Origin of the sequence: Providencia sp. wls1916, from assembly GCF_009706585.1 — a bacterium.
GTDB lineage: Bacteria > Pseudomonadota > Gammaproteobacteria > Enterobacterales > Enterobacteriaceae > Providencia > Providencia lanzhouensis.
The window spans coordinates 185,146-207,768 of record NZ_WLUL01000016.1 but is presented as its reverse complement, the minus strand read 5'-3'; the positions used below and the strand labels follow the sequence as shown (position 1 = coordinate 207,768).

The 22,623-nt window shown below is 42.5% G+C and carries 16 protein-coding genes and 1 rRNA gene; 7 read left to right on the top strand and 10 right to left on the bottom strand.

All coding sequences use genetic code 11. The features are described 5' to 3' along the window. Positions 1-12 precede the first annotated feature (12 nt). The 3 genes from GKR61_RS11890 to btuB form a co-directional block, all read right to left on the bottom strand. Positions 13-1,552 (bottom strand): 16S ribosomal RNA (locus GKR61_RS11890). Between the two features lie 443 nt (positions 1,553-1,995). Further along, positions 1,996-2,859 carry a glutamate racemase gene (gene murI / locus GKR61_RS11885; protein WP_036950909.1) on the bottom strand — a complete coding sequence of 288 codons (864 nt, stop codon included), beginning with the start codon at positions 2,857-2,859 and terminating at the stop codon, positions 1,996-1,998. Further along, positions 2,804-4,687, bottom strand: coding sequence for a TonB-dependent vitamin B12 receptor BtuB (gene btuB, locus GKR61_RS11880; RefSeq protein WP_108479188.1), 1,884 nt, complete (start codon positions 4,685-4,687; stop codon positions 2,804-2,806). Before btuB ends, murI begins: the two co-directional genes overlap by 56 nt. Before the next feature lie 478 nt (positions 4,688-5,165). Here btuB and trmA point away from each other — a divergent pair, with 478 nt between their 5' ends. Next, complete coding sequence (trmA, locus tag GKR61_RS11875; protein WP_036950906.1) at positions 5,166-6,263, top strand: tRNA (uridine(54)-C5)-methyltransferase TrmA; 1,098 nt, start codon at positions 5,166-5,168, stop codon at positions 6,261-6,263. Between the two features lie 87 nt (positions 6,264-6,350). Here the strand turns inward: trmA and GKR61_RS11870 are convergent, their stop codons facing one another. Then, positions 6,351-6,740, bottom strand: a complete 390-nt coding sequence (locus GKR61_RS11870; protein ID WP_154599546.1) for a YijD family membrane protein — start codon at positions 6,738-6,740, stop codon at positions 6,351-6,353. A 10-nt stretch (positions 6,741-6,750) separates the two neighbouring features. Beyond that, positions 6,751-7,410 (bottom strand): HTH-type transcriptional repressor FabR, encoded by a 660-nt coding sequence (gene fabR, locus GKR61_RS11865; protein ID WP_036950902.1) that lies wholly within the window; start codon positions 7,408-7,410, stop codon positions 6,751-6,753. 337 nt (positions 7,411-7,747) lie between these two features. Here fabR and sthA point away from each other — a divergent pair, with 337 nt between their 5' ends. Further along, positions 7,748-9,148, top strand: a complete 1,401-nt coding sequence (gene sthA, locus GKR61_RS11860; RefSeq protein ID WP_036950900.1) for a Si-specific NAD(P)(+) transhydrogenase — start codon at positions 7,748-7,750, stop codon at positions 9,146-9,148. Positions 9,149-9,235: 87 nt separating this feature from the next. Here sthA and oxyR read toward each other — a convergent pair whose 3' ends face one another. Next, entirely contained in the window at positions 9,236-10,141 is a 906-nt protein-coding gene (gene oxyR, locus GKR61_RS11855; protein ID WP_036950898.1) for a DNA-binding transcriptional regulator OxyR, read from the bottom strand. A gap of 1,395 nt (positions 10,142-11,536) precedes the next feature. Between oxyR and GKR61_RS11850 the strand changes: the two genes are divergently transcribed. Next, positions 11,537-11,890, top strand: a complete 354-nt coding sequence (locus tag GKR61_RS11850; RefSeq protein ID WP_036950896.1) for a hypothetical protein — start codon at positions 11,537-11,539, stop codon at positions 11,888-11,890. 64 nt (positions 11,891-11,954) lie between these two features. Here the strand turns inward: GKR61_RS11850 and argH are convergent, their stop codons facing one another. From argH to argC, 4 genes are all read right to left on the bottom strand, one after another. After that, positions 11,955-13,331 carry an argininosuccinate lyase gene (gene argH / locus GKR61_RS11845; RefSeq protein ID WP_036950894.1) on the bottom strand — a complete coding sequence of 459 codons (1,377 nt, stop codon included), beginning with the start codon at positions 13,329-13,331 and terminating at the stop codon, positions 11,955-11,957. 77 nt (positions 13,332-13,408) lie between these two features. Continuing rightward, positions 13,409-14,629 carry an argininosuccinate synthase gene (locus tag GKR61_RS11840; protein ID WP_036950892.1) on the bottom strand — a complete coding sequence of 407 codons (1,221 nt, stop codon included), beginning with the start codon at positions 14,627-14,629 and terminating at the stop codon, positions 13,409-13,411. A 67-nt stretch (positions 14,630-14,696) separates the two neighbouring features. Then, on the bottom strand, positions 14,697-15,473 hold the full coding sequence (argB, locus tag GKR61_RS11835; protein ID WP_036950890.1) for an acetylglutamate kinase: 777 nt from the start codon (positions 15,471-15,473) through the stop codon (positions 14,697-14,699). Positions 15,474-15,507: 34 nt separating this feature from the next. Further along, positions 15,508-16,512, bottom strand: coding sequence for an N-acetyl-gamma-glutamyl-phosphate reductase (argC, locus tag GKR61_RS11830; RefSeq protein WP_108479185.1), 1,005 nt, complete (start codon positions 16,510-16,512; stop codon positions 15,508-15,510). Positions 16,513-16,614: 102 nt separating this feature from the next. Here argC and argE point away from each other — a divergent pair, with 102 nt between their 5' ends. The 4 genes from argE to gadC all read left to right on the top strand — a co-directional run bounded on the left by argE (position 16,615) and on the right by gadC (position 22,570). Then, positions 16,615-17,769 (top strand): acetylornithine deacetylase, encoded by a 1,155-nt coding sequence (argE, locus tag GKR61_RS11825; RefSeq protein WP_036950886.1) that lies wholly within the window; start codon positions 16,615-16,617, stop codon positions 17,767-17,769. A 231-nt stretch (positions 17,770-18,000) separates the two neighbouring features. Further along, positions 18,001-18,888 carry a methylenetetrahydrofolate reductase gene (metF, locus tag GKR61_RS11820; RefSeq protein ID WP_036950884.1) on the top strand — a complete coding sequence of 296 codons (888 nt, stop codon included), beginning with the start codon at positions 18,001-18,003 and terminating at the stop codon, positions 18,886-18,888. A gap of 665 nt (positions 18,889-19,553) precedes the next feature. Then, positions 19,554-20,954 (top strand): glutamate decarboxylase, encoded by a 1,401-nt coding sequence (locus tag GKR61_RS11815; protein WP_154639805.1) that lies wholly within the window; start codon positions 19,554-19,556, stop codon positions 20,952-20,954. A 77-nt stretch (positions 20,955-21,031) separates the two neighbouring features. Next, positions 21,032-22,570: a glutamate:gamma-aminobutyrate antiporter gene (gadC, locus tag GKR61_RS11810; RefSeq protein ID WP_036950880.1), complete on the top strand. Its 1,539-nt coding sequence runs from the start codon at positions 21,032-21,034 to the stop codon at positions 22,568-22,570. Positions 22,571-22,623 lie beyond the last annotated feature (53 nt).

Here is a 22,623-nt window from a genome sequence, read left to right as displayed (position 1 = left end):
ACACTTCAATGGTAAGGAGGTGATCCAACCGCAGGTTCCCCTACGGTTACCTTGTTACGACTTCACCCCAGTCATGAATCACAAAGTGGTAAGCGCCCTCCCGAAGGTTAAGCTACCTACTTCTTTTGCAACCCACTCCCATGGTGTGACGGGCGGTGTGTACAAGGCCCGGGAACGTATTCACCGTAGCATTCTGATCTACGATTACTAGCGATTCCGACTTCATGGAGTCGAGTTGCAGACTCCAATCCGGACTACGACGTACTTTATGAGTTCCGCTTGCTCTCGCGAGGTCGCTTCTCTTTGTATACGCCATTGTAGCACGTGTGTAGCCCTACTCGTAAGGGCCATGATGACTTGACGTCATCCCCACCTTCCTCCGGTTTATCACCGGCAGTCTCCTTTGAGTTCCCGACCGAATCGCTGGCAACAAAGGATAAGGGTTGCGCTCGTTGCGGGACTTAACCCAACATTTCACAACACGAGCTGACGACAGCCATGCAGCACCTGTCTCAGAGTTCCCGAAGGCACCAAAGCATCTCTGCTAAGTTCTCTGGATGTCAAGAGTAGGTAAGGTTCTTCGCGTTGCATCGAATTAAACCACATGCTCCACCGCTTGTGCGGGCCCCCGTCAATTCATTTGAGTTTTAACCTTGCGGCCGTACTCCCCAGGCGGTCGATTTAACGCGTTAGCTCCGGAAGCCACTCCTCAAGGGAACAACCTCCAAATCGACATCGTTTACAGCGTGGACTACCAGGGTATCTAATCCTGTTTGCTCCCCACGCTTTCGCACCTGAGCGTCAGTCTTTGTCCAGGGGGCCGCCTTCGCCACCGGTATTCCTCCACATCTCTACGCATTTCACCGCTACACATGGAATTCTACCCCCCTCTACAAGACTCTAGCTGACCAGTCTTAGATGCCATTCCCAGGTTAAGCCCGGGGATTTCACATCTAACTTAATCAACCGCCTGCGTGCGCTTTACGCCCAGTAATTCCGATTAACGCTTGCACCCTCCGTATTACCGCGGCTGCTGGCACGGAGTTAGCCGGTGCTTCTTCTGTTGGTAACGTCAATCGTTGATGATATTAGCATCAACGCCTTCCTCCCAACTGAAAGTACTTTACAACCCTAAGGCCTTCTTCATACACGCGGCATGGCTGCATCAGGCTTGCGCCCATTGTGCAATATTCCCCACTGCTGCCTCCCGTAGGAGTCTGGGCCGTGTCTCAGTCCCAGTGTGGCTGATCATCCTCTCAGACCAGCTAGGGATCGTCGCCTTGGTGAGCCATTACCTCACCAACTAGCTAATCCCATATGGGTTCATCCGATAGCGCAAGGACCGAAGTTCCCCTGCTTTGCTCCTAAGAGATTATGCGGTATTAGCTACCGTTTCCAGTAGTTATCCCCCTCTATCGGGCAGATCCCCATACATTACTCACCCGTCCGCCGCTCGTCAGCGAGAAGCAAGCTTCCCCTGTTACCGCTCGACTTGCATGTGTTAGGCCTGCCGCCAGCGTTCAATCTGAGCCATGATCAAACTCTTCAATTAAAAAGCTTGATGCTCAAAGAATGTTACTGTCGTTTGATTTCCGAAGAAACCAAATTACCTATTAGTTCATATATATGAATTAACGTGTTAGTCACTCTTCAAGACTTAAAATCAAATATTTTTTTGATAGTGTCCTGTGAGTGCCCACACAGATTGTCTGATAAATTGTTAAAGAGCGGTGCGACATTTCTTGAGAAATTCGACTCAGTTTTTATCAACTTAGGTCGTTGTCGCGAGGTGGCGTATATTACGCTTTCCTCATTGAGAGTCAAGTATTTTTTCACTTAATCTTTTCAGATTCTCTCGCTGCCGGTTCAGTGTCCATCGCGCTTTGCGTTGGCTTGTTCCCGGTCAGTGGTGGCGCATTATAGGGAGTCAGAAAAATCTGGCAACCCTTTTTTTGATATTTTTTTTCGTTCGCTCAGCTTTTCAGCGAATTTGACTTAAATAGCCAGTTTTTGCAGCGATTTGAAGCCTTCCGCCTCAAGAACAGGGCGTAATTCTTGTAAGCTCTCATTCATTAATAAGCAGTAAGCGAAGTCTTCTTCATTTGAATCCGTAACTTCAGCCTGATTATTGATGAGCCAAACGGTTCTTCTGGCAATCGCGGCACCAGAATCAATGAATCGAGTTCCGCTTGGAAGTACTTTTTCTAACTCTTCTACTATAAGAGGGAAATGAGTGCAGCCAAGAATCACCGTATCTGGGGCCTCTTTCATTTTAATCCACGGTTTGACGGCTTGAGCCACTTCATCCAGCGGCAATATTTCACCATGCAATTTTCTCTCTGCCAGTTGTACGAGTTCCGCTGAACCTAAAGAGATGACTTTGCAGTCTGTCGCAAAGCGCTCAATCAGCTCTTTTGTGTATTCACGATTTACTGTACCCCGAGTTGCCAACAAACCAACTACACCATTACGCGTCAGTTTAGTTGCGGGCTTAATCGCCGGAACGACACCGACAATTGGGAAAGCAAAATTTGCTCTTAAGTTAGGTAAGCTCACCGTGCTTGCAGTATTACACGCAATGACGGCAATGGTGAGAGGATGCTTTTTCGCGATGGCATTAACGATTTGATAAACCCTATCAATAATGAACTCTTCACTTTTCTCCCCGTAAGGGAAGGCTTCATTATCGAATGCATATATATAGTGCGCATTCGGGATCAGTTTTTTGACTTCACGATAGACAGATAACCCGCCCACTCCGGAGTCAAACACCAGAATGGTCGGGCGAACAGATAGGTTGTTATCAGAAGTTGTAGCTTCCTGTGAGGAAATATTCTCTTCCAGCGGTGCGATAACCATACGCGGTCTCATAGTCTTTATCGAACATATTAGCTATTTTACCACGAATTGTGAGATGTGAAGTGATTGGATATGCGGCTGTGATATCCCAAAGGCTAACGCCACCGAGTTTTAATCTTTTATAGTCACCAGTACTAGTGTCATATTGACCGAAGTCTTTATCATATCTAGAGCCAATGTATTGATAAGTTAGCCCCCAATCTACATTGGCAACATTCCAATCTAGTTGATATTTGATCTGTTGCTTAGCTCGACGAATTAAGACTTTATTCGTTTTCTCATCCCTAGGATCGGTATATTGATATGTAAGCTGATGGTGGAATATGCCTGTATCCATATCCCCGTTCCACTCGATACCTTTTATTGTCGCCTCACCAACATTTTGCCATCCCCAATTAGTTTCGGCTTTCGCATCAATAAGATTGGTAATTTCATTCTTATATGCAACTAATTGCCAATTTAAAGGACCTGTGAGCCCTTTCATTCCACCTTCCCATTGCTTGCTTTCTTCTGGCTTTAGGTCTGGATTGCCATATGGCGCTGAAGCATATAGTTGGCTAATGTTTGGTGCTTTATAAGCCGTAGCATAAGAGCCTATTAGCTGATATCCATCAATGAATTCCCATCCAGCACCTGCTTGCCATGTTGTATGCCAGCCAAACTCTGAATGTTTTTCAGACCTTACAGCGCCTTCAATAGTGAAAGCAGAGATTGCTTGCTGAGACGTTAAATAGATTCCAGTATTATTGATTGATTCATTGTTTGGTAATGAAGATGTTCCCGCTTCAATGGTTTGCTTTTGATAATCAATGCCAGCCGAAACTGTACCATTTTCAAATTGGTAATTATTTCCCCATTGAACGTTATACTGTTTCGAATCATCAACACGAGAACCTTTACCGTATTTTCCATATCTTGGGTCATAGTTATAATCTTTAACGTGACTATAACTGCCCATTAATGAAGTAGAGTATTTCTCCTGATGATATTTAACACCAGTTTCATAGGTACGGCTATATAGCTTGCGGGTATCAGCCAAAATACCAGCAAACTCAGAGGCATCATAATTTGTTCGATTATCGTACCCATAGGCTCTGGCATAAGCTAAAACATCTGGAGTAAATTGATGTTCCACACCTAGCCATAATGTTTTATTAAGAAAACCATCCTTGTCTGGCTGGGGATGTCCTCCTGTATTTCCTCTTGCCTCTACATCAAACCCTTTTGTATATGTATAAGCCGCCGCGCCCGTAACGGTTGTATTCTCACCAATTTTTTGTTGCGTTGAACCGTTATAGTTTTGATAGCCATAAGAACCAATTCCAGCATTTAGTGTGGTTCCTTCATTATTACGGCGAGTAATAATGTTAATCACACCACCCACTGCATCAGAGCCATAAACTGCTGAACGTGCGCCACGAATATATTCAATACGCTGCACTAGCGAGATTGGAATTTGGCTCATATCTGAAGAACCAGAAATCCCTGCTTGATTAAGACGAACACCATCAATTAAAACCAAAACATGGCGTGATTCTGTTCCTCTAATAAAGAGGGAACTTTGTTGCCCTATTCCACCATTTTGTGCAACATCCACACCCGGCAGGCGTCTCAATACATCAATCACGGTATTTGACTGCCAATGATCAATATCTTCACGGGTCACTACAGTGACTGGCGCTAATATAGAAGAGATAGGTTGCTCGAAACGGTTAGCAGACACCACCATTTCATCTGACGAATTAGAGCTTGCACTTGCCAAAGAGGAAATACCGCACAACACTGCCAGAGCTGCCACCGAAAGCGATAGCGACTTGTTATTATTCATTATGTTTACACTCGGAAAATCAATTAAATTAACATTCCGCGACGCCGAAAATCAGATCCGCGCTGAGATTCAACAAAGCGATAAGAAGTGTGGTAGGTATCGGACTTATAAAGTGACAAGTTGGGTTTCTATATATGAAGCGATATATAAAATAAAAATTCGACCTGTTATATCCCCTAAATAATTCAAGCTGCATGTAGGTGGCAAGCGAAGATATTCCTAGGAGCATACTGAAGTATGTGACTAGGATAGCTGAGCGATGCCAACACCCATGTAGTTTGAAGAATGACGGGAATACCTTAATTACCGTTGCGCGTCAGCTTTGGACTCTCACCAAATTCCCTAAAACCACGAACTATTATCCTAAGTTGAATAGTTGTCAGTGTCCATGAATCGATAATGAAAACTGGACATCTTCGCTGCTTGCCCTACAATTTCGCCCCTGATGTGAATTTTGACTGTTTTATGGGGCCATATGATGCAAAACACCTTGCACACCGAAGATTACGAACTGCAACTTGCAGAGAAAGTTGACCGTCTGAAGAGTTTGATGGCCCCTTATGCTGCGCCTGAACCTGAAATTTATTCATCTCCAACTTCCCATTATCGGATGCGTGCAGAATTTAGAATTTGGCACGAAGGTGATGACCTATTTCATATTATGTTTGATAAAGAGACCAAAGAACGCATTCGAATTGAGTCATTTCCAGTTGCTAGCCAGCTAATCAACGACATGATGGCTGAACTTCTGCCTTTATTAAAACGCACTGAACTACTGCGCCATAAATTATTCCAGATAGATTACTTATCGACGCTGAGTAATAAGCTGATTGTTTCTCTGCTTTATCATAAAAAATTAGGTGATGAATGGACGGGACAAGCCAAACAATTGAAAGCGGATTTAACGGCGAAAGGCTTTGATGTTCAAATTATTGGTCGCGCCTCTAAAACTAAAATTATGCTCGACCACGATTATGTTGATGAAGTTTTACCTGTAAAAGGGAAAAACATGATTTATCGCCAGGTGGAAAATAGTTTCACACAGCCAAACGCACAGGTGAATATTAAAATGTTAGAGTGGGCGATTGATGCGACTCAACATTCAACTGGCGATTTATTAGAGCTATATTGTGGTAATGGCAACTTTTCACTGGCGCTGGCTCAAAACTTCAATCGTGTTTTAGCAACTGAAATTGCCAAGCCTTCCGTGCATGCGGCGCAATACAATATAGAAGCGAACAAAATAGATAATGTGCAGATTATCCGAATGTCTGCGGAAGATTTTACTCAAGCCATGAATGGCGTTCGTGAGTTTAATCGTTTAGAAGGGATTAATTTAGCGGATTACCAGTGCAATACTATTTTTGTCGACCCACCACGCAGTGGCCTGGATGACAAAACTGTTCAGCTGGTTCAAGAATATGACCATATTCTGTATATCTCCTGTAACCCTGAAACGCTGTGCGATAATTTAGCGGAACTCACCAAAACCCATAAAGTCGAAAAACTGGCTTTATTTGACCAATTCCCATATACCCATCATATGGAAAGTGGTGTGTTACTCACTCGACGCTAATACTCTCTATAAATTATTCCCTATAAATTATCCATAAAAAACGCCGCACTATTATGTTGCGGCGTTTCTTTTTATTCAAAACTGATATTAATGTTCAGTTTCGCTTTCGAGAGCTTGTTCGTGTAGCTCTTTTTTACGAGCTTTCCAACTGGTGTACATCCACAATGCAATAATGACGATCACCGTGGCCGGGATAAAGTTAGAACCGACATCAGGATGTTGGACGCGTAAAATCGCTGCGTAGCCAAACATGCCTAAGAAAAAGCTGCCGGCGACAAATTTTGGTAATCCTATTGGCATGGCTTGATTTAAATAACGCTGGTGTAAGCAGTAAACAGCCAAAATTAATGTGACGATTGGGAAGATAGAAAATTCCACAAGGGAATTAAACAGGGTAGAGAACGTTCCGTGAGTCGATAAGCCAATTACTAAAGATAGCAGTAATGTGCTCCTCTCATAATTCTTGTGTTCCGTCATTGTCTCTCCTTTACTCTTTGGTTAAGTCAGGGTCTGTATCATTTTGTTTTTCTTGCTCGCGGCGGTACCAGTAATAAGCGCCTTTGGCTATCATACGTAGTTGCAACACTAACCGCTCTTCGAGGCGTCGACGTTTTTCTTCATCAATATCAAGCGCTTCAGCACCCGCACTAAACACGATAGTGACCATGGCTTCGGCTTGCATTTCAGTGAAATAACGCGGCGTACGATTTTCTAATTCAAGATAATCCGCTAATTCTGCAATAAAATGTTGGATTTCTCGTGCGACCGCAGCACGAAATTCAGCAGAAGTTCCTGAGCGCTCACGCAATAGTAACCTAAACGCGTTAGGGTTATTACCAATAAACTCCATAAAAGTGGAGACTGATGTGCGGATCACACTCCCGCCTTTTGCAATACGTTGGCGCGCTTGTCTCATCAGTTGGCGTAGCATCAAACCGCTTTCATCAACCATGGTTAACCCAAGCTCATCAACATCTTTGAAGTGACGGTAAAACGAAGTTGGTGCGATGCCCGCTTCACGAGCTACTTCCCGTAAGCTGAGGCTAGTAAAACTACGTTCTGCACTTAATTGGCTAAATGCCGCTTCCACGAGTGAACGACGAGTTTTTTCTTTTTGTTTTGCTCTAACGCCAATAGTGTTGCTCACGATTTTCCTAGTTTTCTACAATTAAAACGCCGCGAATAGATCAAAATATCACTTTTGAATACGCCCATCCGTTAAGCATACCTGAAAATTATTAATCTAGTTTAATGAAAAGATGACTCTCCCATCAATTTCGCCATTTTCAGAATTTCACCCAGCTTCATTTTTTTCTAGGCTGTGTCTTTTATCGACTTTTTTCCTATAAACTTTTTATATACTTTGCACCTCTTTATTTTTATCTACTTCCTATACTTATTTGTCTTTAGGATTTCGAATTGAGACAAGATGGCAAACGAATGTTACTATCACAACGTCCCTAGAATTAAAACAGGCTTACCTCATGCAACAACATACCCATTTTGATGCAATTGTCATTGGTTCCGGTCCTGGTGGTGAAGGTGCCGCTATGGGGCTGGTTAAACAAGGAAAAAACGTTGCTGTTATAGAACGTTATAACAGTGTCGGCGGCGGCTGTACCCACTGGGGTACGATTCCCTCTAAAGCCCTTCGTCATGCTGTTAGTCGCATTATCGAATTTAATCAAAACCCTCTATATAGTGATAATTCCCGCAGTTTACGCTCCTCTTTTTCTGAAATTCTTACTCATGCCGAAACCGTGATAAGTCAGCAAACTCGCATGCGTGAAGGGTTTTATGAACGCAATGGTTGCCAAATGTTTTCTGGTGAAGCAACTTTTGTTGATGATCAGCATGTTAGCGTGCGCTATGCAGATGGAAGTTGTGATGTCCTAAGTGCAGATAAGATTATCATTGCGACTGGATCACGACCTTATTGCCCGCCTGATGTTGATTTTACTCACTCCCGAATTTATAACAGCGATACCATTCTCAGCCTTTCCCACGAACCTCGCCATGTGATTATTTATGGTGCGGGTGTGATTGGTTGTGAGTACGCATCCATATTTCGTGGGTTAGGGGTCAAAGTCGATTTGATCAACACCCGCGATCACTTATTGGCATTCCTTGATCAAGAGATGTCTGATGCGTTGTCTTATCATTTCTGGAACAGTGGCGTGGTTATTCGTCACAACGAAGAATATGAAAAGATTGAAGGTTTAGATGATGGCGTTATTGTTCATCTTAAATCGGGCAAAAAAGTGAAAGCGGATTGCTTACTGTTCGCGAACGGCCGTACTGGTAATACTGATAATATCGGTCTGGCGAATGTGGGAATCGAAGCGGATGGTCGCGGCTTAGTTAAAGTTGACCATGCTTATCGCACAAGTAATGAGCACATCTATGCTGTTGGTGATGTGATTGGCTATCCAAGCCTAGCTTCTGCGGCTTATGATCAAGGACGTATTGCGGCTCGCGCAATTACCTCTGGTTTAGGTAATGCCCATTTAGTTGAAGATATTCCGACGGGTATTTATACCATTCCAGAAATTAGTTCTGTGGGTAAAACAGAACAAGAATTGACGGCAATGAAAGTCCCTTATGAAGTCGGTCGTGCTCAGTTTAAACATTTAGCACGAGCACAGATTGCGGGCATGAATGTGGGTAGTTTGAAAATTCTCTTCCATAGAGAAACACTTCAAATTTTAGGTATTCACTGTTTCGGTGAGAGAGCGGCTGAGATTATTCATATCGGCCAAGCGATTATGGAACAAAAAGGTGAAGGGAATACCATCGAATACTTCATTAATACTACATTTAACTATCCAACCATGGCAGAAGCGTTCCGAGTTGCTGCATTGAATGGTCTAAATCGACTGTTTTAGTAAATCTCTACGCTTTACACTGAATGATTGGCTTTAGAATAAGTGATTGCAGGTTCATCCCCGCAATCACTTTTTTGCTTTTATAGCTTACTTTTTATTTCTGTAGTACTTATCCATCGAGCTGTAAATTGTTTCAGCAAGCTGCTCATAGCGTCCACGCAATGGAGAGCCCGGACGGTAAACTAATACAATTCGGCGTTTTGGCTCAGGTTCGATACAGTTCAAGTAACAAACGCCATCCCGACAAGCCTCATGAGGTACAGCCAAATCAGGCAGCAATGTAATTCCGCTACCCGCTGCTACCATGTTTCTCAGCGTTTCTAAGCTCGTTGCTCTAAAATGAGTATCTTCTTTTGCCCCGGCTTGGAAACAGAATCCCATCGCTTGATCACGTAAACAGTGGCCATCTTCCAACATCAATAACTTCTCACCCGCTAATTCCCCCATTTCAACCGTGTCACGGTCATGCCATGGGTGATTTTCATAAATCGCGAGTTTCATTGGCTCTTCAAATAATGGCACCACAATAAATGGCTCGGTTTCTTTGACTTCTGCCAGGATGGCGCAATCCAACTTACCACTATCTAACTGAGCTAATAATTGCTGAGTCTGTGCTTCGTGCAAGTAAATTTCTAGTTTAGGGTGCACACGATGTAATTCAGGAATAATGTGCGGAAGTAAGTAAGGTGCAACCGTTGGGATCAGCCCTATATGTAAAGGCCCCGACATACTTTCACCTTGTAAAGCTGCCATTTCTTGTAGAACTTTTATCTCTCTTAAGATCGTTCTTGCCTGCTCAACGAGCAATAAACCTTGTTGAGTAAAAAGCACTTTTCGGCTGGTTCTTTCTAATAGCATCACGCCGAGCTCTTCTTCAAGCTTACGAATTTGACCGCTCAGCGTAGGCTGACTTACATGGCAAGAATCCGCAGCACGTCTAAAGTGCTTGTGCTCAGCAAGTGCAACTAGGTACTCCAGATCACGAATATTCATCCGCCTTTTTCCTCTCGTTATGCCTGACTATATAGATAATACCAATCATTATAAAGAATAGATAATATTTCATCTATCAATAAAATTAAAAAACACCCTTGCCTTTTTAGGATTTATCTCATGTGAAAATGAAACAAATTGTAAGAATAAGAAAGTAAATATATTTCTATAATTTAATTGAGAAAAATAGTACCGAACAGAAGTATCAAACAATATTACTCTTATTTAGAGTAATATTATCCAAATTAAATCACTAAATATTACTATTTTAAAATAAATAATTACTTAACCTAAATTTAACAATGACATAAAAATAGTACAATAATGCAAATTGATACAGAAAATAGCACTTCGTTCCAATAAATTGAACGGTCATTAATATCCATAAAGGTAAATTACACTATTGCTCTTAGATATGATAACAATCGTTATTAACTTATTGTTTTTCCAGTAATATTTAATAATATTTCGAACGTTGAATTTAGAATCATTTAGACAAATAATTACTGTAATCAAACGCAAAATAAATAACGCCAACGTAAAAATTAGCAGCTTAACTCGTAGTCAGACACCTTTTAGACATTTAGATAAGTTAATTAAGGTAAGAAGAAAAAACGTGATAAGCATTGTGAGCATTGGATTCCGCTACAAAAGACATTAAGTCACTTTAAAACTAAGGAATGTTCAATACAGATGATATCAAATGTAAAACGCATATTGTTTATCATGAAAGTACGGAATATTGATACTTAGCCATCTAGATAATTTCTCTTATATTTCTATATAGAATGATTATCAAAAACCCTCTAAAAAATGACAATAACGAATGGCTCAAAACACACTAATGGAACTTAATACCCAAAAATAAGGTAATAACAATTATAAAGAACATAGCTTTATTAAGTATTACCCCATAGTAATGAAACATTTTGTTATATTCTCTTTCATATCTAATTAAAGTTTGTAAATACATATAAAAGAATATATTAAAGTGATCTGCATAGATTTTGATATATATTATCAATCACTCAATGAATGAGTGCATGCAAATCTCATAAATTGATTTTTTTATTCGAAAATATCGAATAAGAAGGTTTTTTACACCATAATTATAAACTAAATGGTGATTAGATAGTTTTTTATGGGTGAGCACTTTTACTTATACTATATTTAACTTATCCCATATTGTTTAATTTAATTTTAAAATTTCCATACATTTGATTTTCAATATTTACACCTTAATCGAGTTATTTGAATTATTATATGCTCCATCAAATAGCACGAGGTAATTGAAAAAATAAAAGTAGCCAATATATACCTTACGCAATACCGAATTTATTAAATTAATACACTTAAACAAATTGATTAAACACAAATCAGTTAGGGGATCCTATTATGAAAAATTTAACATCAATCGCTAAAAAAACCTTCTCTCGCGCAGTCATGGCATTATTACTCGTTCCGGCTTTTAGCGCAGTTAATGCCTATGCAGAAAACAGCGAACATAACGGTACCATCCAATTTACAGGCTCAATTGTCTATGCCTCTTGCTTGAATGAAGTAAATAATAATAATGTCACTTTAAATTGTTTAAACGACAATGACGATATGGTTACCAATAGCATTGACCTGAAAAAATTAGTAAAAACTCAAGGTTGGAAAGTCTTGAATGGCGGTCGAAGTGTCTATTCTTATGATTGGCTGAATGAAGACAAACAGATGGGTATGTTAACAATTAAATATAGTTAAGATTAAACGTTATGGAAATTGGGGTAGCCATGCTACCCCCCATTTTTTACTACATTTTCTTTATTTACATCTTCAAGCGAGTTTTCGCATCTACAATGGCTTTTGCTACCTGCTTTTGAGATACCCCACCTTTTGCTAATCGCTTATCAAGACAAGACTGCAGAGATAAAATCTCATACACATCCAGTTGGATAGTTGCACTGAATTTTTGCAAATCACTTAATGCCATTTCTTCTAATGCTTTCCCCTGCGCTATCGCAGCCACAACAGCTTCACCCACAATATGGTGAGCTTCACGGAATGGAACGCCTTTTGCGACTAAATAATCAGCCAGCTCGGTCGCATTTGCATAGCCTTGTTTTGCTGCATCTTCACAACGAGGACGACGAATTTGAATACCATCCAGAACAAGTACCGCCATATGCATACAATCTAACCACGTATCGAGGGCATCGAATAACCCTTCTTTGTCTTCTTGCATATCTTTGTTGTAGGCAAGCGGTAATCCTTTCAGTGTCATCATCATGCCGGTTAATGCCCCTTGAACACGGCCACATTTACCACGAATTAGCTCCAATGCATCAGGATTTTTCTTTTGCGGCATCAGCGACGAACCTGAAGTCACTTTATCAGATAACTCTACAAACCCAGCTTCGCCACTATTGAAGAAAATCAAATCTTCAGCAAAACGTGATAAATGTACCATACCGATACTTGCGTCGGATAACAGCTCTAACACATGGTCTCTATCAGAAACTGTATCTAAACTGTTACGCGTTGCGGAGGAAAAACCTAGCCATGATGCCAATTGCTCGCGGTCAATATCATAGGCTGTACCCGCCAGCGCCCCGCACCCTAATGGGCTGACATCTAAACGTTTTAAAGTATCTTGCAAACGACTTTCATCACGAGACAACATTTCGCAATACGCTAAACACCAATGAGCGAATGTCACTGGCTGGGCACGTTGTAAGTGGGTATAGCCTGGCATCACGGCATCTTGGTTATGTTCAGCAGTGATGACCAGCGCTTTTTGTAACTCAGTCACAGCTTCTAATAACAGCGCCACTTGGCCTTTACACCACAGTTTTAAATCTGTCGCAACTTGGTCATTACGGCTACGACCTGTGTGCAGTTTTTTCCCTAAATCACCGACCTTATCAATCAGTTTACCTTCGACCCAGCTATGGATATCTTCGGCGTCGCTTTGCAAGATAATCTCAGGCTCGGCTTGCACTTCAGCCAATAGCGCATTGAGTGCTTGCTCGAGAGATTTTTGCTCGCTATCAGACAGCACGCCAACTGTGACCAACGCTTTTGACCATGCCACAGAGCCAATAATATCCTGCTCAGCTAAGCGATAATCAAAACGCAGTGAATCATTGAATTGTTTAAACCGTTGATCTGCCTGCTGACTAAAACGTCCACCCCAAAGTGCCATAACGAGTCCCTACCTGATTGATAAAATAAGTGTCTGCCCGACAGCCCTATCTGGCTGTCGGGGTCATTCTGATAAAACTATTTTGCTTTGTTCTGTTCTTTCAGCGCACGAATACGTGAAGAGAGTGAATAGAGACGGATAAACCCACCAGCATGGCTGTGATCGTAAACTTCATCTTCACCAAATGTTGCAAACTCTTCAGAGTACAGGCTCTTATCCGCTTTTTTCTGGATAGCAGTCACTTGCCCTTTATACAGTTTCAGAACCACTTCACCCGTCACATCCTGAGCCAGGGATTCTGCCGCTGCTTGCAGAGAATGACGCAGTGGCGCAAACCAGCGACCGTCATACACCACATAAGACATTTCTAGACCTAACTGCTCACGCCATTTGTAGCTATCGCGGTCTAATACTAATTGCTCAACACCACGCAGTGCAGCCATCATGATGGTGCCCCCTGGGGTTTCATAGCAACCACGGGATTTCATACCCACTAAACGGTTTTCTACGATATCGATACGACCCACGCCATGTTTTGCACCCAGCGTATTTAATGTTTCTAAACAACCCAATGGAGACAAGGCTTTACCGTTCACAGAAACCACTTCACCGTGTTTCACACCCACAGTCACCAGCTCAGCTTCATCCGGTGCGTCTTTCGGATCAACCGTCCATACCCAGCAATCTTGGTTGGCTGCATTCCATGTGCTTTCTAATACGCCGCCTTCGGTAGAAATGTGCCATGCGTTTTCATCACGGCTGTAGATTTTCTCTAAGCTAGCGGTAGTTGGAATATTACGTTCTTTCAGGTAATCCAGCAGAGCTTCGCGGGAACGTAAGTCCCACTCACGCCATGGCGCAACCACTTTCAGTTGTGGCGCTAAAGCGGTGTAAGTGCTTTCGAAACGCACTTGGTCATTACCTTTACCGGTTGCGCCGTGCGCGACTGCGTCTGCGCCAACTTTCAATGCGATTTCAACTTGCGCTTTAGCGATAATTGGACGCGCCATTGACGTACCCAGTAAATAGCTACCTTCATACAATGCACCCGTTTTCAGTACTGGGTAGATATATTCCTTGATAAACTCTTCACGCAGATCAACCACATAGCATTCAGAAGCACCTGATTGCAGGGCTTTTTTCTCAACACCGACTAAGTCTTCTCTGTCTTGACCCACATCAGCAACGAATGCCACGACCTCACAGTCATCGTAGTTCTCTTTTAACCATGGAATGATAGCCGACGTGTCTAATCCACCGGAGTATGCTAATACAATCTTCTTAATGCCCTTTTTCATAAATTACCTGTCCCAATTCTTTTAAAATAAATGTTTGATTTGTCTGTTTGCTTGCTCAGTTCTTCATTCAAGAAGCAAGAATTCGTGTGCCAATCGCGGTGCCATTAAATAATGATGGCAATTGCTCCGCATGGCGCCAGCTTGCAATATCCACCGGACGTTGCAATGTGGAAGCCGCTTCTAAAGCCGCATTCACTTTGACTATCATTCCATCAGTGATGATGCCTTGATCGATAAGTTTCTGGGCTTTGGCGGTGGTCATTTCATCAATCTTTTGACCTTTACCATCTAAAATACCGCTCACATCAGAAAGCAGGACTAAATCTGCATTCAGTGCTTGGGCAATCGCTGTCGCGGCTTGGTCTGCATTGACGTTCATAAGTTGCCCCTCTTCGGTGATCCCGATAGAGCTAATGATGGGTAAATATCCCGCAGACAGTAATAATTTCAGTAACTTAGCATCACCCGCTTTCGCGCTACCCACATGGCCTAGCTCATCATTAATTTGCGTAACCACTGCGCTGTGTCCATCCCCAAGGGATAAACCCACCGCTTGCAATTGATGTTTAATCGCCCATGCCAACAAAGTTTTATTCGCCGTTCCGGCTAACGCACCAGTAATAATGTCGATTTGGTCTGCTGGCGTAACGCGCAATCCTTGCTTTTTCACAACGGGTAATTGCAGTTTTTGCATTAATTCATCAACTAGACATCCACCACCGTGAACAATTACCAGCTCACGTTGATGAGCCTGACGGTAGGTTTGGATCGCCGTAAATAATCTTTCTAGGGCTTCTTCGCTATCGAGTAACACACCACCCAATTTAATGACTAAAGGTTGCATGGAGATTTATCCTTAATAAATTGCCATAAGAGCATTAAAGTAATGACTGCGTTTCGTTGAAACCAAACCGAATATTCATGCACTGAACAGCTTGCGCTGCGGCACCTTTTAATAGGTTATCTTCTGTACCCACTAAAATCAGGTGCTCACCTTTCAATACAAAGCCGATATCACAAAATGGCGTGCCAACCACCGATTTCAGTGCAGGAACCCCTTTGTCATATAAACGAACTAACGGTTTGTTGTGATACGCATCTTTAAATGTTTGGCTAATTTGCTCCGCTGTAACGCCGGCTTTCACTTTGCAAGTGATGGTCGCCAGTATGCCCCGTGCAAAATTGCCTAAATGTGGCGTGAAAATCACATCTCTACCTAGATGCGTCGCGATTTCAGGTTGATGACGGTGAGTGAAAATACCGTAAGGCTGTAAGCTCACTTCGCAAAAGCTGTTCGTCATGGAAGCTTTGCGTCCTGCCCCTGAAACGCCACTGGTCGCATTAATGACTGGCCACATGTTTTCATCGAGCAAATCCGCTTCAATCAGTGGCTTTAATGAAAGTTGAGAAACCGTTGGATAACACCCCGGTACCGCAATCAGCTGAGCTTGACGGATTTTATCTGCCTGCCATTCCGCTAAACCGTAAACTGCTTGCATTAACCACTGGGTATTTGTATGTTCGAAACCGTAGTATTGCGGATAAAACGCCGCATCTTGAACACGATAAGCACCCGAAAGGTCAAACACCACGCAACCCGCTTCAAGAAACTGGGGCGCGATGTCATGGCTCACTTCATGGGCGGTCGCGAGGAAAACAACATCGACCCCTTTTGCAGCCTCAGCCACATCAGTAAGCGGCTGAACCGGAAGGTCGATAATGCCTTTATACTGGGGATGTAAATCAGAAAAGCATTTACCTGCATCCGCACTTTGTGCGGAAACCATCAGCCCAGAAAGATGAATATCGGGGTGACGTTGTAAGTATGCGGCTAATTCTGCTCCAGTATAACCACTGGCCCCGACAATGAGTGTGTTCAACATGTGTTTTCTACCTTGTACTCGTGACCCAAACAGTTTAATGTGTATTTTTATTCAAATAAAGTGCATGAATATTGATACTATTATGGATAAAGGCTGTCAACAGTGAATATTAAATTACCTGCATTTATTGAGATTTATCGTCAATTAATCGCCACTCCGTCGATTAGTGCGACTGATTCGCAACTCGATCAGAGTAACCGAGCGCTGGTGGAGCTATTAGGTGGATGGTTAGAAACCTTAGGCTTTACTGTGAATATTCAACCGGTCCCTGATACCCGAGATAAATATAACCTGTTAGCCTCGATTGGCGAGGGTAACGGAGGGTTGATGCTATGTGGTCACACGGATACCGTCCCATTTGATGACGGTCGCTGGACTAAAGATCCGTTCAAGCTCACCGAACATAATGGCAAACTGTATGGGCTAGGCACCGCAGATATGAAAGGCTTTTTTGCCTTTATTATTGATGCACTGCGAGATGTTGACCTCAGTACCTTAAAACGTCCTTTGCATATTCTCGCCACGGCAGATGAAGAAACCTCGATGGCTGGCGCTCGCTTCTTTGCCGCCAGCACGCAATTACGCCCTGATTTCGCCATCATCGGTGAACCGACATCATTACAGCCTATTCGTGCGCATAAAGGGCATCTTTCCAATGCCATTCGCATTACAGGTCAATCTGGGCATTCCAGTGATCCAGATAGAGGCGTTAATGCCATTGAATTAATGCATGAATCTATCTCTCACTTAATGACCTTAAGAAATACATTGAAAGAGCGCTATAACAACCCTGCGTTTGTGATCCCTTATCCAACCATGAACTTCGGTCATATTCATGGTGGTGATGCAGCAAACCGAATTTGTGGTTGCTGTGAATTACATATGGATATTCGCCCACTACCAGGTTTAACGTTGCAAGATCTGGACGAGCTACTTAATGAAACTCTCGAACCCGTTCGTGCAAAATGGCCGGGTCGCTTAGCCATTGAAGAGATGCACCCACCGATCCCCGGCTATGAATGCCCCACAGATCATAAAATGGTGGCAGTCATTGAGCAGTTATTAGGTAAAAAAGCGGAAACCGTGAACTACTGTACGGAGGCGCCATTTATCCAAGAACTCTGCCCAACACTGGTACTGGGTCCCGGCTCTATTGAACAAGCCCACCAGCCTGATGAGTTCATCGATATGAGCTTTATTGAACCAACCCGCCAACTCATCAGCCAAATGGTCGAGCACTTCTGTTTTACTGAATAATGTTGTACTGCATGCGGAGTCACTTGGCTCCGCATTTCCCCATCATGAATTTTTCTCTTGTTGCGCCTGAAAAAACATCAATTCCAAATTTGATTTAGGAGTTGACTCTCACTCAATATCGCGTAATCTCTATTTAGACGTCTAAACGTATAGAAGTACAAAAGAGTGCATATAATCGAATAACGAAAATAATCATTAAATAATGAGTTTCTTGAGGCGAGGTCACAGGGTATGAGTTTCTTTCACGCAAATCAGCGCGAGGCGTTGAACCAAAATTTAGCTGAATTAGATGGGCAGATTAATGTCTCATTTGAATTTTTCCCACCTCGCTCAGCAGAAATGGAACAAACATTGTGGAAGTCTATCGATAGGCTCAAGGTCTTAAAACCAAATTTTGTCTCTGTCACCTACGGTGCTAACTCCGGTGAGCGAGATAGAACCCATAGCATCATTAAAGATATCAAAGATAAAACAGGATTAGTGGCAGCACCGCACTTAACCTGCATCGATGCCAGCCCTGATGAACTAAAAACCATCGCGCGCGATTACTGGAATAACGGTATTCGCCATATTGTGGCATTACGGGGAGACCTCCCTGATAACAGCCGCAAGCCCGACATGTATGCTGAGCACTTGGTTGAATTACTGAAAACTGAAGCCGACTTTGATATTTCCGTCGCCGCTTACCCCGAAGTGCACCCTGAAGCTAAAAGTGCTCAGGCAGACTTAATCAATTTGAAGAAAAAGATTGAAGCCGGAGCCAACCGTGCCATTACCCAATTTTTCTTCGATGTTGAAAGCTACCTACGTTTTCGTGACCGATGCGTAGCAACAGGCATTGATGTGGAAATCGTACCGGGAATTTTGCCAGTCTCTAACTTTCGCCAGCTAGAACGTTTTGCCAAAATCACCAATGTGCGTATCCCAAGTTGGATGAATAGAATGTACGAAGGCTTAGATGATGACCCTGAAAGTCGTAATCTTGTTGGTGCATCAATTGCCATGGACATGGTGAAAATTTTAAGTCGTGAAGGCGTAAAAGATTTCCATTTTTACACCTTAAACCGCTCTGAATTGACTTACGCCATTTGCCACACATTAGGCGTTAGACCAAAATAATTGGGTGTTAGGTTGAAGTAACCACTTCATTCCTATCACTTATCGGGTTAATTCATTTATCGTGAATTAACCCAGTTATATTCCCCTCCCTCTATTCTATTTATCGCCATTCTCTATAATTCCATTTTCCATAGTTAATGCAGGCTAAAACCAATCATTATTAGACTAGATATTAAAGTTATGGAATAAATAATCCCTTAAATATGCCCAAATAGAATTAAAATGCAGAAAATATTTAATTAAAAACCTGAAATTAGATCAATCCAAAACAAATAGTCGTTTAGTGATGCGCTGATTAATATCATTAAAAATCACATAAAACGCTATTTTATCCTTATTCACCATTATTTACCTGATAATGAAAATATTATTTTTCAATAGCTTACAAAACAAAAGAAACCACATATCCCATTGATGCAACTCATTTTTTCACATTGAATGACGTAGTGAAAACGCAGATTAACAATGTTGATAAATTGTTATACCTGATTAACTTCGAATTTAAATCATATTTACCATAAAAACAAATAATCAAAACAACCGCTATTAAAATAAGACTTTCGTTTAAAGAACTTTATTCTAATTTATTTTTATGCTTATATGAAAATATAAGATTATTGATCATTCCTAGTAATAACATCTCAATTATTGAGGAGATTCGTTGTATGAATAATAAATCAGTATCTTCAAAATATAGTGAATTAGATGATATTTATGCTTCATTTGATTTATCCCAATCCTTACCAAAAACGAAATTCCCAATCAAAGAAAGCGACCCGAGAAATGTATTTAGCGCAGTACGTGATGAGCTAATGCTAGATGGTAATTCCCGACAAAACTTAGCGACATTTTGCCAAACATGGGTCGATGACGAAATTCGCAGTTTGATGGATCTCTCTATCGACAAAAACATGATTGATAAAGACGAATATCCGCAAACCGCTGAAATTGAAAACCGCTGCGTGCATATGCTCGCTGATTTATGGAACTCTCCTGACGCACTCAATACATTAGGCTGCTCAACGATTGGCTCTTCAGAAGCCGCAATGTTAGGGGGACTGGCGTTAAAATGGCAATGGCGTAAAAAACAAGCTGCCAAAGGAAAACCCACCGATAAACCTAACTTAATCTGTGGTCCTGTCCAAATTTGTTGGCATAAATTTGCCCGTTATTTTGATGTTGAACTGCGTGAAATTCCACTTGAAGGCGACCGCCTGATCATGAGCCCTGAAGAAGTTCTCAAACGCGTTGATGAAAATACTATCGGTGTCGTTCCGACTTTAGGTGTGACGTTCACTTGCCAATATGAGCCAGTGAAAGCAGTTCATGATGCATTAGATAAACTGCAAAAAGAAACTGGCTTAGACATTCCTATTCATGTGGATGGTGCAAGTGGTGGTTTCCTCGCGCCTTTCTGTGCTCCTACCCTGGAATGGGATTTCCGTTTACCTCGCGTTAAATCCATCAACGCATCTGGACACAAATTTGGTTTAGCGCCATTAGGTGCCGGTTGGGTAATTTGGCGTGAAGCGAAAGACCTCCCAGAAGAGCTAATTTTCAATGTGAACTACCTTGGCGGTAACATGCCAACCTTCGCATTAAACTTCTCTCGTCCAGGTGGACAAATCATTGCACAGTATTACAACTTCCTGCGTCTTGGTCGCGAAGGCTACGCTAAAATTCATAATGCTTGCTATGCCACCGCGCAATACCTTGCCCGTGAAATTGAAAAACTGGGTCCATTTGAGATGATCTTTGATGGCGATAGTGCCAAAGGTATCCCAGCGCTGGCATGGAAATTAAAAGACGGAGCGAAAACTAGTAACTACTCTTTATATGATATTGCAGACAAACTACGTAGTCGCGGCTGGCAAGTTCCCGCTTACTCAATGCCTGCAAACCGTGAAGACCTGGTGATCCAACGTATTTTAGTCCGTCATGGTGTCAGCCTAGACCTCGCCTCACTGCTCATCGAAGATTTCAAACGCACCCTCGAATATTTCGAGAAACACCCTGTCAGTACACCACTTTCTAAAGAAGAAAGCGGCGGTTTCAATCACAGCTAATCCTTAGTCGTTTATCCAGTCGGCGTATTCATTTATGCGCCGACTGACTTCGTAAAACATATGACAGGAGAATAGGCATGGCGACGTCAACAACAGCTCCAGCCGCAAAACAACTCACCTTGTTAGGTTTTTTTGCGATCACCGCGTCTATGGTGATGGCGGTCTATGAATATCCGACATTCGCCACATCGGGTTTCAGTTTAGTCTTCTTTTTACTCTTAGGGGGATTGCTATGGTTCATCCCCGTAGCCTTATGTGCTGCCGAAATGGCCACCGTTGAAGGTTGGGAAGAAGGAGGGATTTTCGCGTGGGTTTCCAACACATTGGGAGAGCGTTGGGGATTTGCGGCGATTTCATTTGGTTATCTACAAATTGCGATAGGTTTTATTCCGATGCTGTACTTTGTACTCGGCGCCCTATCCTACATATTAAATTGGCCAGAACTCAATACTGATCCCATCACCAAAACCATCGGCGCTCTGGTGATTTTATGGGTTCTCGCCTTTACCCAATTTGGTGGAACAAAATATACAGCAAGTATCGCAAAAGTCGGTTTCTTTGCTGGGATTTTATTACCGGCTCTCATTCTCGTTGGGCTAGCGATTAGCTACTTGGCAAGCGGTGCGCCTTTAGCTATCGAGATGAGCACAAAAACCTTTATTCCTGACTTCACTCAAATCGGCACATTAGTGGTCTTTGTCGCCTTTATTCTCAGCTACATGGGTGTTGAAGCCTCTGCAACCCACGTCAACGAAATGAAAAACCCTGGTCGAGATTATCCTGCAGCAATGTTTTTACTGATGATTGCGGCGATTTGCTTAAGCTCTATTGGCGGTTTATCGGTTGCTGCCGTGATCCCTAACAGCGAAATCAACCTATCTGCTGGTGTGGTACAAACCTTTGAGGTTCTCGTTACCCACTTTAATTCCACTTTAGAGTGGGCAGTACGGATTATTGCCGCGTTGCTATTACTCGGCGTATTAGCGGAAATTGCCTCTTGGATTGTGGGACCTTCCCGTGGGATGTATGTCGCTGCACAAAAAGGAATTCTGCCGAAAAGCTTTGCCAAAGTGAATAAAAATGGCGTGCCAGTCACGTTAGTGATTTCCCAATTACTGATCACCACGGTGGCGATTATTGTCCTTACTAACACGGGCGGCGGCGGGAATATGTCCTTCCTGATAGCGCTGGCATTAACCGTTGTTATTTATCTGTGTAGCTACTTTATGCTGTTCCTCGGTTATATGCATTTAGTCTGCAAACAATCTGATAAAAAACGGGCATTCAACGTTCCGGGCGGTAAAAGCTTTAAATTGTTAATCGCGTTTGTTGGGTTAGTGATCTCAATTCTGGCATTTGTGGTGTCATTCTTCCCACCAAGTTCATTGCCGGGCGGAGCAGATGATACGACTTACGTGACGCTGCTCGCGGTCAGTTTTGTAATTATCTTCCTGCTGCCTTTTGTGATTTATGCATTCCACAATAAAGTAGGAAAATCCACCAACGTCTCCATGGTGCATATCAAAACTCACAATGCCCCAACGAACCATTTCTTTATTCATCCACGGGCGCGTTCGCCTTATCATTTGATCCATAATGATCAGAACAAAAAATAACGTTCGACCATAAACGAAAAAGGCTGCCAATTGGCAGCCTTTTACTTATCACT